General features: G+C 74.6%; 14 protein-coding genes. 4 read left to right on the plus strand and 10 right to left on the minus strand.

Annotated features, from left to right (window positions below; genetic code table 11):
* Positions 1-61: 61 nt before the first annotated feature.
* Together Q0994_RS26745 and Q0994_RS26750 are read right to left on the minus strand one after the other, a co-directional pair.
* A complete protein-coding gene (locus Q0994_RS26745) occupies positions 62-1918 on the minus strand; it encodes an acyl-CoA dehydrogenase (RefSeq protein ID WP_299539236.1) in 1857 nt (618 codons plus the stop codon).
* A 58-nt stretch (positions 1919-1976) separates the two neighbouring features.
* Positions 1977-3227: a beta-ketoacyl synthase gene (locus tag Q0994_RS26750; RefSeq protein WP_299539239.1), complete on the minus strand. Its 1251-nt coding sequence runs from the start codon at positions 3225-3227 to the stop codon at positions 1977-1979.
* A gap of 200 nt (positions 3228-3427) precedes the next feature.
* Here Q0994_RS26750 and Q0994_RS26755 point away from each other — a divergent pair, with 200 nt between their 5' ends.
* A complete protein-coding gene (locus Q0994_RS26755; RefSeq protein ID WP_299539242.1) occupies positions 3428-4078 on the plus strand; it encodes an MOSC domain-containing protein in 651 nt (216 codons plus the stop codon).
* 185 nt (positions 4079-4263) lie between these two features.
* Here the strand turns inward: Q0994_RS26755 and Q0994_RS26760 are convergent, their stop codons facing one another.
* Both Q0994_RS26760 and Q0994_RS26765 read right to left on the minus strand, forming a co-directional pair.
* Positions 4264-4527: a type B 50S ribosomal protein L31 gene (locus Q0994_RS26760; RefSeq protein WP_299539244.1), complete on the minus strand. Its 264-nt coding sequence runs from the start codon at positions 4525-4527 to the stop codon at positions 4264-4266.
* Between the two features lie 292 nt (positions 4528-4819).
* Positions 4820-5710 (minus strand): ABC transporter substrate-binding protein, encoded by an 891-nt coding sequence (locus tag Q0994_RS26765; RefSeq protein WP_299539246.1) that lies wholly within the window; start codon positions 5708-5710, stop codon positions 4820-4822.
* Between the two features lie 566 nt (positions 5711-6276).
* Here Q0994_RS26765 and Q0994_RS26770 point away from each other — a divergent pair.
* On the plus strand, positions 6277-7149 hold the full coding sequence (locus Q0994_RS26770) for a M12 family metallo-peptidase (protein WP_299539249.1): 873 nt from the start codon (positions 6277-6279) through the stop codon (positions 7147-7149).
* 4 nt (positions 7150-7153) lie between these two features.
* Here the strand turns inward: Q0994_RS26770 and Q0994_RS26775 are convergent, their stop codons facing one another.
* Positions 7154-7783 (minus strand): GNAT family N-acetyltransferase, encoded by a 630-nt coding sequence (locus Q0994_RS26775; RefSeq protein ID WP_299539251.1) that lies wholly within the window; start codon positions 7781-7783, stop codon positions 7154-7156.
* A 95-nt stretch (positions 7784-7878) separates the two neighbouring features.
* Positions 7879-8826 (minus strand): YihY/virulence factor BrkB family protein, encoded by a 948-nt coding sequence (locus Q0994_RS26780; RefSeq protein ID WP_299539386.1) that lies wholly within the window; start codon positions 8824-8826, stop codon positions 7879-7881.
* A 346-nt stretch (positions 8827-9172) separates the two neighbouring features.
* Between Q0994_RS26780 and Q0994_RS26785 the strand changes: the two genes are divergently transcribed.
* A complete protein-coding gene (locus Q0994_RS26785; protein ID WP_299539253.1) occupies positions 9173-10156 on the plus strand; it encodes an aldo/keto reductase in 984 nt (327 codons plus the stop codon).
* A 34-nt stretch (positions 10157-10190) separates the two neighbouring features.
* On the opposite strand, the gene Q0994_RS26790 is transcribed toward Q0994_RS26785, so the two are convergent.
* Together Q0994_RS26790 and Q0994_RS26795 are read right to left on the minus strand one after the other, a co-directional pair.
* Positions 10191-11618 carry a PLP-dependent aminotransferase family protein gene (locus Q0994_RS26790; protein WP_299539256.1) on the minus strand — a complete coding sequence of 476 codons (1428 nt, stop codon included), beginning with the start codon at positions 11616-11618 and terminating at the stop codon, positions 10191-10193.
* A 61-nt stretch (positions 11619-11679) separates the two neighbouring features.
* The gene (locus tag Q0994_RS26795) at positions 11680-11997 is read right to left on the minus strand and encodes a cupin (protein WP_299539259.1); all 318 of its coding nucleotides are present in this window, start codon (positions 11995-11997) and stop codon (positions 11680-11682) included.
* Between the two features lie 195 nt (positions 11998-12192).
* Here Q0994_RS26795 and Q0994_RS26800 point away from each other — a divergent pair, with 195 nt between their 5' ends.
* Positions 12193-12813 (plus strand): L-threonylcarbamoyladenylate synthase, encoded by a 621-nt coding sequence (locus Q0994_RS26800; RefSeq protein WP_299539262.1) that lies wholly within the window; start codon positions 12193-12195, stop codon positions 12811-12813.
* Positions 12814-12882: 69 nt separating this feature from the next.
* On the opposite strand, the gene Q0994_RS26805 is transcribed toward Q0994_RS26800, so the two are convergent.
* Together Q0994_RS26805 and Q0994_RS26810 are read right to left on the minus strand one after the other, a co-directional pair.
* On the minus strand, positions 12883-13998 hold the full coding sequence (locus Q0994_RS26805; RefSeq protein ID WP_299539265.1) for a type III polyketide synthase: 1116 nt from the start codon (positions 13996-13998) through the stop codon (positions 12883-12885).
* Positions 13999-14032: 34 nt separating this feature from the next.
* Positions 14033-15238, minus strand: coding sequence for a cytochrome P450 (locus Q0994_RS26810; protein WP_299539268.1), 1206 nt, complete (start codon positions 15236-15238; stop codon positions 14033-14035).
* Between the last annotated feature and the right edge of the window lie 337 nt (positions 15239-15575).

Consider the following 15575-nt stretch of genomic DNA (forward strand, 5'->3'; position numbering starts at 1 on the left):
GCGAGGAGAACCGCGCGCACCCCGGCCGCTCCCACCGCCTCACGCATCCGGGCCGCCGCGGTCACCGCCCGCCCTCCTCTGCGCCCCCGGACGCGCGGTGCCACGGCCCGTCCGGGTCGTCGTACACGTCCATGTATCCGGGTCCCGCGATCGGCCGGTCGGCGAACACCTCCTCGGGGAACGCGAACGCGTCCACCAGCGTGCGGGCGTGCGCGGCGACGGCGGCGACGGCCGTCTCCAGCAGGTCGGGCAGCAGGTCGACCTGATCGGCGGTCATCCGGCCGGACGCCAGCAGGTCCCCGGCGTTGCGGCTCACCCACCGCAACAGGAAGAGCCGCTCCAGCTCGGCGAGGCGGTCCCGGGCCTCTCCGGGCGGCAGCGCGGCGACCGCGTCGGCGTACGCCTCGGCGGCCTGCCGGCAGGCGTGCGCCTCGACCCGGAGCAGCGCCGGTCCGGCCGCCGCGTTCCACCGGCGCAACGGGTCGCCGGGCGGCGCGGCGGTCATCCGGCGGCGGGCCCGGGCGTAGTGCACGGACTCGACGGCGGCCACCAGGGCCCGCAGGAACAGCGGGTCGGCGAGGTCCCCGGGGACCCGGTCGCGGAACGGCAGCGGGTCGGGGTCGGTGAACAGCAGCTCGGCGGCAGCCTTGGCGTGCACCGCGACGTTGTCGCCCTCGGCGGTGATGGCGCCCTCGACCCCGGTGAGGAGTTCGGCGATGCCGTTGTTCTCCAGCAGCCCCTGCGCCCCGCAGCGTTCGCGGCTCTCCACGATGACGCCGCGGGCCTGCCAGGTGATCCAGCCCTTGGCGACCGCGACCAGGCGCTCGGCGCCCTCCCGGTCCTCGTCGGAGCAGCCCGCCCACAGGTCGAGGGCCCGGCGGTGCAGCAGGCTGATCGCGTAAGTGGTGGCGAGCGCCTGGGCGAGGGGGCCGTGGTGGGTGCGGTGGGCGTGCACCGGCACCCGTTCGCCGTGGCGGCTGCCGGAGATCGTACGGTGCCCGGCGTAGCGGACGGCGACGGCGAGCGCGAGGCGGGCGGAGCCGACGGTGGCGCCGCTCATGCAGAGCTTGCCGGGGGTGACCCGGCCGATGGAGACGAGGAATCTGCGCCGGCGGCTGCCGAGCCCGCTGGTGAACTCCCCGCCCTCGCCGACCCGGCCCTGCTCCCCCGCGAGCAGCGCCGACCGCTCCACGAAGTACTGGTCGAAAGCCGTCAGGCAGTGGTCGACGGGGGAGCCCAGCCGGGCGGGCAGCCGGCGCACCCGGACCCCGGGCAGGGCGGCGGTGCCGTCGGTGAGCGGGGCGAGGAAGAGGAACACCCCGTGGTCGGTCCCGTCCACGAGGAGCCGGGCCGCCACCACTCCGCTCTTGGGCCCGCCGGCCACACCGGTGTTGGGCATGAACTTCTGTGCCCCGGCCCGCGGGGTGTGCAGCACGAACCCGTCGCGCTCGGGGTCGTAGGTGGCGGTGGTGCCGAGGGAGGTGGCGTCGTTGCCGTGCGCCAGTTCCGTACAGAGGAAGGTGCCGACGGTGTCCATGGCGAGGTAGTCGGACAGATCCCGTACGCCGTCGGGGTCGTGGTCCAGGAGGCTGCCGAGGAACAGGTTGTAGTGGATGCCGGCGACGGTGGCGAGCGACGGGTCGACAGGACTGATCCACTCGTGCAGCGCCGCGAGCGACCGCGGGTCGGCGGCGAGCCGGGCGGCGTTGTCGAGGCAGCCGTTGAGCAGCCGCAGCCGGTCGTAGGTGACGGAGAGCCGCTCGTCGGGTCCTGCCCCGTGCCGCCGGGTGCGGAACGGCTCGGTGGTGATCAGGCGGCGCCAGAAGGCGTGTTCGTCGGCGAAGCCGGGGCCGTAGAGGGCAGCGGTGAGTGTCTCCGCGACGGGGACCGGCGCGGACTCAATGAGCATGGTGGTCATGTCCCGTGAACGATCCCGGAACGGCGAGGACACTCCCGGAGGGATACGTTCCGACTGGTCAGGCCCGTTGGAAGGCGAGGGCGACGTTGTGGCCGCCGAATCCGAAGGAATGGCTGAGCCCGGTGGCCGCCCGCAGAAGGCGCGGACCGCCCGTCACGCAGTCCAGCGGCAGTCCTTCCGCTGGTGCTTCGAGGTTGGCGACCGGTGGCACCAGGGAGTGCTCCAGCGCGAGCACGGTGGCCACCGCCTCGATCGCGCCGGCCGCCGCCAGCGTGTGGCCGACGACCCCCTTGGGCGCGGTGACCGGCGGCCGGTGCGGGAACAGCCGGGCGATGAGGCCGGACTCCATCGCGTCGTTGAGGGGGGTCGAGGTGCCGTGCGCGTTGATGTGGCCGACGTCCGCCGGGACCCAGTCCGCCTGCCGCAGCGCGGCCTCCACCGCCCGCCGCGCGCCGCGGCCCTCCGGGTCGGGGGCGGTGGGGTGGTGCGCGTCGGTCGCGGAGCCCGCGCCCGCCAGCAGGGCGCGGACGCGCGCCCCCCGGGCCCGCGCGTCGCCGGGTCGCTCCAGCACCAGCAGGGCCGCGCCCTCGCCGATGACGAACCCGTCCCGGTCGGGGGCGAACGGCCTGGAGGCGAGGGCCGGTTCGGCGGTCCGCGTGGACAGCGCCCCCATCCGGGTGAAGGCCGTGACGACGAGCGGGGTGAGCACCGCCTCCGCGCCGCCGGCCACCACGACATCGCACTGGTCGCTCGTCAGCAGGTCGCGCCCGACCGCCAGGGCGGTGGCGCCGGAGGCGCAGGCCGTGGCGGGGGCGAGACTCGGGCCGCCGGCCCCGAGGGCGATGGCGACCTCCCCGGCCGCCGCGTTGGGGATCATCATCGACACCAGCAGGGGCGACACCGCCTCCGGACCCCCGGCGTCGAACCGCCGGGCGTTGTCGACCAGGGCCGACACCCCGCCCACCCCGACGCCGAGCACCACGCCGACCCGGGCGCCGTCCCAGCCGTTCGGGTCGAGACCGGCGTCCGCGACGGCCTGCCGCGCGGCGAGCACCGCCAGCTTCACGAACCGGGCCATCCGGTAGACCGACCGGCCGCCCACCGCTTCGTCCAGGTCGAAACCGTCGACGGGGCACCCGAAGTCGACCGGCAGCCCCGCCAGTGCGCCGAGGGTACGGGCCGTCGAACGGCCCTCCAACAGCGCCTTCCACAGGCCGTACTCGTCCGCCCCGGCCGGGCTCACCACCCCCATGCCGGTGACCGCCACCGGTCCGGTCCCGGCCGCTCGCCCGCCCGCGCGCCCCACCATCCGCCGTCTCCTCCCTCGTCACGGCCGCCCGGCGGGCGTCCGAACCGGCGAACGGCACGGCCCCGGCGGAGGGTGCGCCCCATTGGGCCGTACGGGTGACACGACGGGCATCGGGGCCGGGAGGGGCACGACTCCGAGGGTCGGGCCGGCCGGGCGAAATTCGGTCGCCCCGGCCGGGCGGCGGCTCGTAGCGTCGCGGTATGGACATCGTCTCCGTCAACATCGCGCGCCCGCGGCCCAATCCGTGGAAGGAGGCGCGCACCACCGGCATCGACAAGCGGCCCGTCGACGGCCCGGTCGCCGTGTCGGCACCCGACCCCGACACCCCCGGCGCGGCCGGCCTGGCGGGTGACCTGATCGGCGACGTGCGCAACCACGGCGGCCCCGACCAGGCGGTCTACGCCTACGCCCGCGAGGATCTCGACGCGCGGGCGGGCGAGTGGGGCATGCCACTGGCCCACGGAACCTTCGGCGAGAACCTGACCACCCGCGGCCTGGACGTCAACGGGGCACGGATCGGGGAGCGTTGGCGGATCGGCGCGGACGTGGTCCTGGAGGTGTCGTGCCCGCGGATCCCCTGCGGCACGTTCCAGGGCTGGCTGGAGCGGGACGGATGGATCAAGCGGTTCACCCGGGACTCGCGGCCCGGCGCGTACCTGCGGGTGGTGACGGCCGGCCAGGTCCGCGCCGGCGACCCGGTGCGGATCGAGCACCGGCCGCGGCACGACGTCACGGTGGCGCTCGTCTTCCGGGCCGTGACCCTGGAGCCGGAGCTGCTGCCGCGCCTGCTGGTCGCCGACGCGCTCCCCGAGGACATCAGGGAAGCGGCCCACCGCCGCGCGCGGGCGTAGTCGTCCCACGACGGCCGTCCGGCTCCCGCACGGCAGGGCGGCCGTCGCGTCCGGCGCGCGGGCGTAGTCGTCCCACGACGGCCGTCCGGCTCCGCGCACGGACGGGCGGAACCGGACGGTTCCGCGCACGGCACGGCCCCCGCGGGACGCGCAGGTACCGCGAGGGCCGGGCCGGCGGGCGGGGATCAGGTGATCTCGTCCGTCGCCTCTCCCCCGTAGCGGCGCTCGAACTTGGCGACCTGGCCCTCGGAGTCCACTACCCGCGCCTTGCCGGTGTAGAAGGGGTGGCTCTCGGCGGAGATCTCGACGTCCACCACCGGATAGGTGTTGCCGTCGTCCCAGTCGATGGTGCGGTCGCTGGCCGCGGTGGATCTGGTCAGGAACGCGTATCCGGCGGACCGGTCGCGGAAGACGACGGGACGGTAGTCGGGGTTCTTGTCCTGCGGCACGGGGCCTCCTGGGCGGGTGGTGCGGGTCGACGGCTCCGACCAGGGTCCCCATGACGGCGGCGCGCCGCGATCGCAGACGTCCGTCCGGGGGTGCCGACGCCCGCCTTCCGCACCCCTGCGGCGCCCCACGCCCCCGGCCCCGCGCGCACGACGACACCCCCGCGCGACGCGTCCGCGGTGCCCCGCGTCGCCGGGCAGCCTCCCGCAGGGCCGCTTCCCCGCACGCCGGCCAGGTCCCGTAGCCCGCCCGGTACCGCAGCCCTGCCTGGTCCCGCAGCTCGGCCCGGTCCGCTCAGGGCTCGCGTACCGCCTCCAGCGCGTCCGCGACCAGCCTCAGGAAGCCCGCGTGGGCGCGTGGACCGCACAGGGGCTCCGGGTTCCACGGGACCACCCGTGTCCCTCCGTCGATCAGCGCGGTCCAGGCCGGCTGGGCGGCCAACGCGGTGAGCGGAGCGGCGTGCGCCCGGATGTCGGTGAGCAGCAGGCGGGGCCCCAGCGCGGCGGCCTCCGCCCACGGCAGGGTGGCCCAGTTCACGCCCGCGCCCTCCGGCGGCTCGACGGTGTCCACGCCCAGTTCGGTGAGGACCCGCAGCTCGGGCCACATCCGGGGGCGCGCGACGTACGCCTGGTCGACGTCGGCCGGGGACAGCGCCACCACCCGGGCGGCGGCCTCGGGGAGGCTCCGCGCGATCTCGCGCAGTCGCTCCCGCGCGGCGACCAGTTCCTGTTCCGCGGCGGGGAGTTCACCCGCTCCGAGCGCGTGGGCCAGCTCGGCGAACCGCTCGGAGACCTCGGCGAGCGTCCGGCCCTGACCCACGTCGATGACGGCCACCGGCACCTGCTCCTCCAGGTGCTTCGCGGTCTCGGGGTCCAGCCCGTACACCTGGCCGGCGCCGTAACTCACCGCCACCACGAGGTCGGGACGACCGGCCAGCAGCGCCCCGGTGTCCAGCCCGACTCCGGGACCCAGGTACTCCACCTCGTCCAGGGGGAGCGTGCCGGTCTTGGCGCGGTCCGGCTCGGGGCCGTCGTGGCCGGACCCGAAGATCCCCCACGGGCGTACGCCGTAGTCCCACAGGGTGGCGCCCGCCTGTATGTACGCCAGCACCCGGGACGGCTGCCGGCCGGCCGTCACCAGGCGGCCCCGGTCGTCGGTGAACCGCCATCCGCTCTGTTCCGTCACGTCGACACTCGCCTCTCGGCCCGCTGCCGGGCATCGCCCACCATTCGCACGGGTGTACCTGCCCAACCCGCCGTCCGGACATCCCTGGGAAACCGAATCGGCCACGACGCCACGGCCCCGGCCGCTCCCGGCCGTTGCACGACCCCCACCGGCCGGCCCGCACGTGCCCACCGGCCCCACGGTCCGGCAGCGTCAGGGTCCGGTGGCGTCACGGTCCTGCCCACCCTCGCCTCCGCACGGACGCACCGGCCTCACCCCCGCGCACCCGCACAGCAGCGGGAAGCCGGTGATGTCCGGCCCTCTCCCGGTTTTCTCCACAAGGCCCACCCCGGCTGTCGCGCGACCACCCGCGCCCCTCTCCGATCCTCCTCAACATCCTCTTTTTCTGCGCCTGTTGGCGTAACGGCACCCTGCCGGCGCCGGCCCGCCCGGCGTGAAGGACCGGTGAATGACGGCCTCTTCCTCCAGGCGGACGTCCGTCGCGCCGTTTCGTCCGCCGCCGATCAAGACACACTCCCCACGACCCACCGGCGCCCCGGTGCCCTCCCGGACGGAGTGACTTCCCCATGCCCTCGACCCTGTTCAAGGCGGTACTCGCCGCGGCCGTCGTCGGGTCGCTCGGCGCCGCCGCGGCACCGGAGCGGCCGAGTGCCCCGGCGCGCGCCGGGAGCCCCGCCCCCGCGACGGCATCGGCATCGGCATCGGCATCGGCATCGGCAAACTGTCCCGTCGTCGACGTCATGGCCGTCTACACCCCGAAGGCCGCGGCGGCGGCCGGCGGGACGGGGCGGGTGTTCGCGTCCGCCCAGCAGATCGCCACCCGGATGAACCGGTCGCTGAAGGCCAGCGGGGTCTGCGGGCGGATCCGGATCGTCCACCCGTACACCGCCACCCGCTACCAGGGGTCCGAGGAGTTCTCCGAGGCGTACGCCAACCTGCGCGCGGGCACCGACCCCGCGCTCGGCCGGGAGGCCCGGGAGCGGCGCGAGCGGTACGGAGCGGACCTGGTGACCCTGATGGTGGACGTGTCCGGCCGGGGCGGCGGCACGGGCGACTACTCGCCCCGGCTCGGGCCGGACACCGACGCGTACGCCTACTCGGTGGTCGACGTCCAGGGCATCGCGCAGGACTCCGCCAGCCACGAGATCGGTCACAACCTCGGCCTGGCGCACGACCGCACCACGCTCGCCTCCACCCCGGACGGCGCGATGGAGGTCAACCCGGAGCACCCGTACAACACCGGGTGGGTCACCGAGGACCGGTCCCACTACACGATCATGGCCTACCGGTCCGCGTGCGGGGACTGCCGCCGGGTCAGCCGGTTCTCCGGCGCCGAGGGGACCTGGAAGGGCATGCGGATGGGCGACGCCGCCAACGACAGCGCCCGCGCACTGCGGCAGTTGATGCCGGTGGTGGCGGCCTACCGCTCCCCTCGCTGAGGGCTCACAGGCCGGTGGTGTCCGTGTCGCGGCCGAGGCGGGTGAGGGGGCCGGGGTCGGGGACGGTGATCTCGTAAAAGCCCAGCCGGTCGTAGAAGGCACGGGCGGGGGTGTTGGCGGTGAGCATCGACAGGTGCACGGCGTCCACCCCGCGCGCCCGCAGCGCGTCGAGGAAGACCCGCATCAGCTCGCGCCCGTGCCCGCGCCGCTGATGGTCCGGCAGCAGGTCGATGTGCAGATGGGCCGGGTGGTCGAAGAGCAGCGGGTGCACCATGTGCTCGGGCCGGTGCAGCAGCGCCGCCATCTCCTGCGCCGGAGTGAGGGCGGGGCCGGCCGGGGGCGGGAAGCGGCCGGCGACGAGCGGCAGCCACTTCTCCCGGAAGGCGGCGGCGAAGGCCACGGTGTCCGAAGTCCCGAGGACGTAACCGACCGCGTGCCCGGAGCCGTCGTCGAGGACGAAGGTCAACTCCGGTTCCAGGTGGGCGTAGGGGGCTGCGAAGAGGGCGGCCATCAGGTCCGGGTCCGGGTAGAGGTGCCGGGCGTCGCCGCCGTTGTCCGCGGTGCGGACGCAGATGTCCGCGAGGGCGGCGCGGTCGTCGGGGCGGTAGGCGCGAACGTACGGAGGCAGTCCCATGGCGGTCATCCTCCAAGAGATGGGAGCGCTCCCACAAGGGGTTCGGGCAGCCCGGCGCGCCGCCGCCGCGCCGAGCTGCCGGCCGACGACTCCCGTCAGCGCTCCCGGTCGGCGCGGCACCCGGACGGCTCCGCCGGAGCACTCCGGTCGGCCGGCACGTCCGCACCTCCGGAGGGCCCCTCCGCCACCGGCGCCTCGGCGAGGGCCTCCTCCGCCGAGGGCTTCCCGACGGCCGCCGCGGCCGGTGTCCGGGCGAGCTCGACGTTGAACTGGGCGCCGGCCAGCAGCGAGAGGTTGGTGAACCAGGTCCAGATCAGGAACACCACGAGCCCCGCCAGGGAGCCGTAGAGCCGGCTGTAGGTGCCGATGTGGGTGGCGTACAGCGCGAACAGGGCCGAGGCGACCAGCCAGAGCACCGCGGCGAGCACTCCTCCGGGCAGCAGACCGTGCCGTATCCCGCGCGGGGCCTTCGGGCCGGTGCGGAACAGGACGGTGATCAGGCAGGCGACCAGGACCAGCAGCGCGGGCCATTTGAGGACCGACCAGACGTCCTGCGCCGCCTCCGCGAGGCCGATGCGGCGGGCCGCCCACCGTGCCAGCGGGCCGGTGAGCACGAGGACGAAGGCGCTCGTCATCAGCAGGAGCAGCAGACCGAAAGCGGAGGCGGCGATGATGGGCGCCTGGCGCAGTGCCGGGCGGGTGTCGCTGACGTGGTGCATGGCATGCAGCGCCCGGCGGAAGACGGCCAGGTAGCTGGAGGCCGACCAGACCGCGCTGACGCTGCCGGTCACCACCAGCAGCCAGACCGCGGTGCGCTCCTCGGTGGCGGCCAGCAGTGGCTGGCGCAGCGCGGCCCCGGACTCGGCGGGCGCGAACGCGGTGATGTCGGAGATCAGCGCCGCGGTCGCGTCCGGGTTGGCCAGGCCGATGACGGAGACCGTGACGAGCAGGGCGGGGAGCAGGGCGAGGATCGCGTAGTACGTCAGCGCCGCCGCCCAGTCCGAGATGTCGTCGTTCCACAGCGACAGGGGTGTCCGGCGCAGCGCCGCCGACCAGCGGACGGACCGCCGGCGGAACGGGAGACCGCCGTCGGGGGCGGTGCGGGATGCGGGCTGGCTGGACACGCGGGCTCCGGGGAGTCGAGGGCGGGCGGCGAGTGCCGGGAGCGACCGCCTCGGCCCTTTCTCTCATGCCTCCGTTTCGCCCGCGTACACCGGTCCCCGTGCGCCGCCCGTCGAGCCCACTCGGGCGGCGGTCCGCCACGTCGGAACCGGTCCGGTTTTCCGGCGGCGGATCGGACCGGTCCACCGGACCGGTCCGCGCCTACGGTGATCAGTGCCCCGGCCGGAGCGGCCCGGGCACCACTCGTCCACGAGCAAGGAGAGTCGCATGAGAGAACGCCGTATCGGCGGGCCGTCCGGCCCGGTCGCGAGCGCGCTGTGCCTGGGGGCGATGCCGTTCGGCAGCACCGTCGACGAGAAGACCTCGTTCGCGATCCTGGACAGGTTCGTGGAGGCCGGCGGCACGCTGATCGACACCGCCGACAACTACGTTTTCTGGATCCCGGGCACCACCGGGGACGAGAGCGAGACCACCGTCGGCCGGTGGCTGGCGAGCCGCGGGCTGCGCGACGAGGTGCTGATCTCCACCAAGGCGGGCGGCCGGCCGACCGTCCCCGGCACAGGTCTGGAGACCGCCGAGGGCCTGTCGGCCCCCGCCGTGCGGGCGGCCGCCGAGGGGAGCCTGCGGCGCCTGGGTACGGACCGGGTCGATCTGTACTGGACGCACCTGGAGGACCGGTCGGTCCCGCTGGAGGAGACGGTGGAGGCCCTCGACGCGTTGGTCCGCGACGGGAAGGCCGCCGTGCTCGGCGCCTCGAACCACGCGACCTGGCGGATCGAACGGGCGCGTGCCGTCGCCCGGGAACACGGCCGGACCGGTTACTCCTGCGTCCAGCAGCGCTACTCCTACCTGCAGCCGCGTGCCGACGTGGAGCTGCCGGAAGGCGGCCACGTGCACGCGTCGCCCGAACTGCTCGACTACCTGCGCGAGGACCAGGACCTGACGCTGATGGCGTACTCCTCCTTGCTGTCGGGGGCGTACACCCGGCCGGAGAAGCGTCTGCCCGCGGCCTACGACCACCCGGGCACCGCGCCCCGGCTGGCCGCGCTGCGCGAGGTGGCAGCGGAACTGGGCCTCACCCCCAACCAGGTCGTGCTCGCCTGGCTGATGGGCGGGGATCCGCCGGCGATCCCGATCGTGGGCGTGAGCTCGGTGGACCAACTGGACGAGGTGCTGGGCGCGGTGGACGCCGACCTCCCAGCGGAGCTGCGGGCGCTCCTCGACCGGGCGGGCGCCCCGTCGCACCTGTGAGTCCGGTCTTCGGCCGGGCCCGTGCCCGGCGCCGTCAGGTTTCCCGGCGCGGGGCCGCGTCGATCGCCGCGGCGAGCCGCCGGACGGCGCCGGGCACGGCCGGGTCGGCGAGGTTGCCGTAACCGAGGACGAGCGCCGGGGGCCCGGTGTCCGTCTCTCGCCGCACGCGGTAGTCGTCGAGGTCCGCCACCCGCACACCGAGCCTCGCCGCTTCCCGCACGGCGGCGGCGGGGCTGCAGGCGGCGGGGCCGTCGCCGAGGGACAGCAGCAGGTGGAATCCGGCCGCCGCACCGGACACCGGCAGGCCCGGCAGCGTGGACGCCAGCTCGTCCAGCAGCCGGTCGCGGCGGTGCTTGTAGCGGATCCGTGCGGCCCGCAGGTGCCGGTCGTACGCCCCGGAGGCGAGGAAGCCGGCGAGCGCCCGCTGGTCGATGACGGGCGGCGGGGCCCCCGCGGCTGCGAGCGCGTCCGCCCAGCGGGCCGGGGCGGCCACCCAGCCGATCCGCAGCGCCGGGGAGAGGGTCTTGCTGACCGATCCCATCAGGGCGACGTGCTCCGGGGCCATGCCCTGGAGGACGCCGACGGGGTGCCGGTCGTAGCGGAACTCGGCGTCGTAGTCGTCCTCCAGCACGAGCCCGTCGCGCTCCCGCGCCCAGGCGACCAGTGCGGCGCGCCGTGCCGGGGCGAGGACGACGCCGGTGGGGAACTGGTGGGCCGGTGCCACGATCACCGCCCGCACCTGCGGCTCGTGGAACAGCAGGTCCACGCGCAGTCCGTCCCCGTCCACCGGGACGGGGACCGGGACCAGCCCCTCCGCGGCGACGACCGTGCGCAACCGGGTCCAGCCGGGGTCCTCCACCGCCACGCGGCGGTGCCCGGCGGCGCGCAGCAGGCGGCACATCTGGAGCACGGCGTCCAGGGTGCCGCCGCGGACGACGAGCTGCCCGGCGTCCAGCGCGGCCCCGCGTCCGCGCACCAGGTACGCGGCGAGCCGCTGACGCAGGAGCGGAAGGCCCTGCGCGTCGGGGTAGCCCAGTTCGGTCCTGGCCAGCGACCGGGTCGCGTCCCGCACGGCGTCGGCCCACGCCTTGCGGGGGAACGCCCGCAGATCGGGAACGCCGGGCAGCAGGTCGAACTCCGGGTCCGGCCGGTCGGCGGGGGCGGGAGGCGGGGGCGTCCCGGCCGGCGCCGCCTGTGCGCGCACCCGGGTGGCGGAGCCGCTGCGCGCCTCCAGGTATCCCTCGGCGGCCAGTTGGGCGTAGGCCTCGGTCACCACCCACCGGGAGCAGCCCAGCTCGGCGGCGAGCCTCCGGCTCGGCGGCAGGGTGCTGCCGGTCGCGATGCGTCCGCCGGTGACCGCGGTCCGCAGGGCGCGGGCCAGCCGGATGTGCAGCGGGCCGTCGGCCGGTGCGCCCAGTTCGAGGAAGGTCCCCCACGCCGGGTCCGTTCGGTCGTCCGTCACGGAGGCCGATGGTACGCACCGCCCGGCGGGGGCTTTCCGGGGGCCGGGGCAGGGGCGGGGCTCAGGTGTTGATGGTGGTGAGCAGCACCACCGCGTCCTCCAGCGCCACCATGCCGTGGCGCTCGCGCGGGACCGGGTGCAGGAAGCCCTCGCCGATGTCGACGTTGCCGGAGGCGGAGGTGACCCGGACAGCGCCGCGCAGGACCAGCAGCGAGGCGGCCAGCGGTGCGTTGTGCTCGTCGAGCTCGGTGCCGGCGGTCACGGCGATGACCGTCTGCCGCAGCGGGGCCTGGGTCAGCAGCAGGTGGGCGCTGCGGCCGCGCGGGGCGGCGCGGGCGGTGGCTAGGTGCTGTTCGGCGAGCGCGTTGAGGTCGTCCATGGGTTCACTGTGCCGCAGCCGGGGCCCGCTCGCCGCCCGGGCCGCCTGTCCGGACCGGGTGCCGGGGCGGGGGCGGCCGGACGGCTCGCGCGGCGGGCCCCGGGAGCGCGCGGGGGCGCTCCCGGGGGCCCGGTGCGCCCCCGGATCGGACGCGGGCCGGCCGGAGGGCTGCGGCGGGGGCCCTACACTCGGCGGATGGCGAAGTATTTCGACGTGCACCCCGACAATCCGCAGCCGCGCACCATCAGCACCGTGGCCGGTCTGATCCGGTCCGACGCGCTGATCGCGTATCCGACCGACTCCTGCTACGCGCTCGGATGCAAGCTGGGCAGCCGTGAGGGCATCGCCCGTATCCGGTCGATCCGGCATCTGGACGACCGCCACCACTTCACGCTGGTCTGCGAGAACTTCGCGCAGCTCGGCCAGTTCGTGCAGATCGACAACGACGTGTTCCGGGCCATCAAGGCCGCGACGCCGGGCAGTTACACCTTCATCCTGCCGGCGACGAAGGAGGTGCCGCGCCAGTTGCTGCACCCGAAGAAGAAGACGGTCGGCGTCCGCATCCCCGACCACACGGTCACCCAGGCGCTGCTCGCGGAGCTGGGCGAGCCGCTGCTGTCCAGCACCCTGCTGCTGCCGGACGAGGAGGAGCCGCTGACGCAGGGCTGGGAGATCAAGGAACGCCTGGATCACCTGGTGGACGCGGTGGTGGACTCCGGCGACTGCGGCACATCGCCGACCACCGTGGTCGACTTCTCCGGCGGCGAGCCGGAGATCGTACGCAAGGGAGCCGGCGACCCCGCGCGCTTCGAGTGAGCGGTCCCGCGCCGCGGCCCGGGCGCCCCGCACGTGCGGGGCGGCCGGGCCGCCGTGTGCCACCGTCCGTCAGGCGGTGAGCGCCGCGTCGGGGGCGAGCGTCAGGCCCGCGTGGGCGGTGGCGGGCACGGCGGGCGTGGCGGTGACCCATCGGCCGAGCGCGCTCTCGGCGGTGATGCCGGGGCCGAAACCGGCGATGAGGCCCTGGGAGGACTCCGGTGCGCCGCCGTCGTCGAAGAGCCGGGCGAGTGCGTCGAAGACCACCGAGCTGGCGATGTTGCCGCGCTCGGTCAGCGTGGCCCGGCTGTAGCGGAACATCTCCGGCGGCAGGTCCAGGTAGTGGCAGAGGTCGTCGAGGATGCGCGGGCCGCCGGCGTGCACGATGAAGAAGTCCATCGCCGGCACGGTCCAGCCGTGCTCGTCGACCAGGTCCAGCAGCACCGGGGCGAGCATCTCCATGGTGCCGGGCACCCGGCGGTCGAGCTGGAAGTGGAATCCGGTGTCGCGGACGGCGTAGGAGATCCAGTCCTCGGTGTCCGGCACCAGGTGGGAGCCGTTGCGCTCCAGCCGCATGCCGGTGCCGCCCTCGCCGCGCACCACCGCGGCGGAGACGGCGTCGCCGAACAGTCCGTTGGAGAGCAGCGAGCCGACGCCGATGTCCGCGGGCTGGTAGCAGAGCGAGCAGAACTCGCAGGAGACGATGAGGACGTTGGCGCCGGGGTAGGCACGGCAGAAGTCGTGCGCCCGGTTGACGGCGGCGCCGCCCGCCGCGCAGCCGAGCTGGGCGATGGGCAGTTGGCGGGTCTGCGGGCGGAAGCCCATGGTGTTGATCAGCCAGGCGGTCAGCGACGGCATCATGAAGCCGGTGCAGGACACGTAGACGATCAGGTCGATGTCGGCGGCCTCCACCTCGCCGTGGGCGAGTGCGCGGCGCACCACCTCGGGGACGCGGGCCTTGGCCTCGGCCTCGTAGACCTGGTTGCGGAGTTCGAATCCGGGGTGGCGCAGGGTCTCCTCGATGGGCTGCACGAGGTGGCGGGTCCGCACGCCGGTGTTCTCGATGAGGCGCAGCACCAGGTCGAGCTGGGGGTGTCCGGCGTGGGTCTCGCGGGCCAGTTCCAGGGTCTGCTGCATCGTGATGACGTTCTCGGGCACAGCGATGGCCGGTCGGCACAGGGTCGCCATGGGTACTCCTCGTTCTCTGAGGCGGAGGCTCTCGTCACCACGTGACGGGCAGGGCGAGCGGGTAACGCCAGATGGAGGTCGTGTTCCAGCGGATCTCGTCCGGTGGCACGGCCAGGCGCAGGCGCGGGAAGCGGTCGAGCAGCGTGGAGAACGCCACTTCCAGCTCCATCGTGGCCAGCGGGGCGCCGAGGCAGTGGTGGGCGCCCCAGCCGAAGGTCATGTGCGGGATGGACGGCCGGTCGGGGTCGATCTCGTCGGGGCGGTCGAACTTGCGGCCGTCGCGGTTGGCCGTCAGGTACGACACGTGGACGACGTCGCCCGCCTTGACGGTGACTCCGCCGAGCTCCACGTCCTCCAGGGCGATGCGGGGGATGCCGACGCCCTTGCGGAAGGGGATGTGCCGCAGCAGCTCCTCCAGGGTCCTGGGGAGCCGGTCGGGTGCGGCGCGCAGGGGGCCGAGCACGTCGGGCCGGGTGAGCAGCGTGTAGGCGATGTTGCCGAGCTGGTAGGTGGTGGTGTCCTGGCCGGTGATGAGCAGGACCATGGCCATGACGGCCAGCTCGTCGTCGTCGAGGAGTTCGGCGCCGTCGCGGGCGGTGGCGAGGGTGGAGAGCATGTCCTCGCCGGGGTCGCGGCGGCGTTCGGCGGTGATCTCGCCGAAGTAGGACCGCAGTTCGGCCTTGGCGCGGACCGCCGCCTCCTTGCCCGCGGCCCCGGTGTTCATCATGGTCAGGGCGTGGGCGCGGAGCCAGGGCCGGTCGGCCTCGGGGATGTCGAGGACCTCGCAGATGGTGATGAGCGGCAGGGGCGCGGCGACGGCGGCGGTGAAGTCGGCGGGGGAGCCGTCCTTCTCCATGTCCGTCAGCAGCTGGTCGACGATGATCTGCGTGCGCTGCCGCATGTGCGCGATCCGGCGTGCGGTGAAGCTCTTGGCGACGAGGCCGCGCAGCCGGGTGCCGGCCGGAGGGTCCATCAGGTTGATGGACTCGGCCTGCACGATGGGCTCGGGGGTCATCCGGGGGAAGTCGCGGCCGAGCACCGCGGCGCGGCTGAACCGGCGGTCGGTGGTGACGGTGCGGACGTCCTCGTAGCGGGTGACGAGCCAGGCGTCCTCCGCGCCGTACGCCATGCGGATGCGGGACACCGGCTCCTCGGTCAGCACCTCCCGGAGCTGGGGGTCGAACTCCAGCCGCTCAGCGAAGTCGAACGGGCAGCTGCGGACGGTTTCCGTGTTCTCCACCGGGGGTTCTCCCAAGGACCGGTCGGGGGGCGGGGATGCGTCCGGGCCTGGCCGGGCGCGGACCCCCACTCACTGCCCCTTCACTCTCCGGAACATGTCGGACACGTGGAGTAATCAGCCGATCAGCGCTGATCCCGTCCGGGGCGCCTCGCGGAATCCGTTGAGGCACCCGTGCCGGAACCCTTTACGCCTCTGTCATGTCCGGGTAACTTCCAGGGCGCAAGGAATTGCAGAAAGATTCCGGCTCGACTTTCGACGGGTCGTCATCTCCCGTTCTCCCGGCGCGCATCCGCGCCGGGAGGCACAGCTCGCCCGAACCCCGGGGCGCGTCCGGGTC

The sequence above is a fragment of the uncultured Streptomyces sp. genome (assembly GCF_947488945.1).
Taxonomy (GTDB): domain Bacteria; phylum Actinomycetota; class Actinomycetes; order Streptomycetales; family Streptomycetaceae; genus Streptomyces.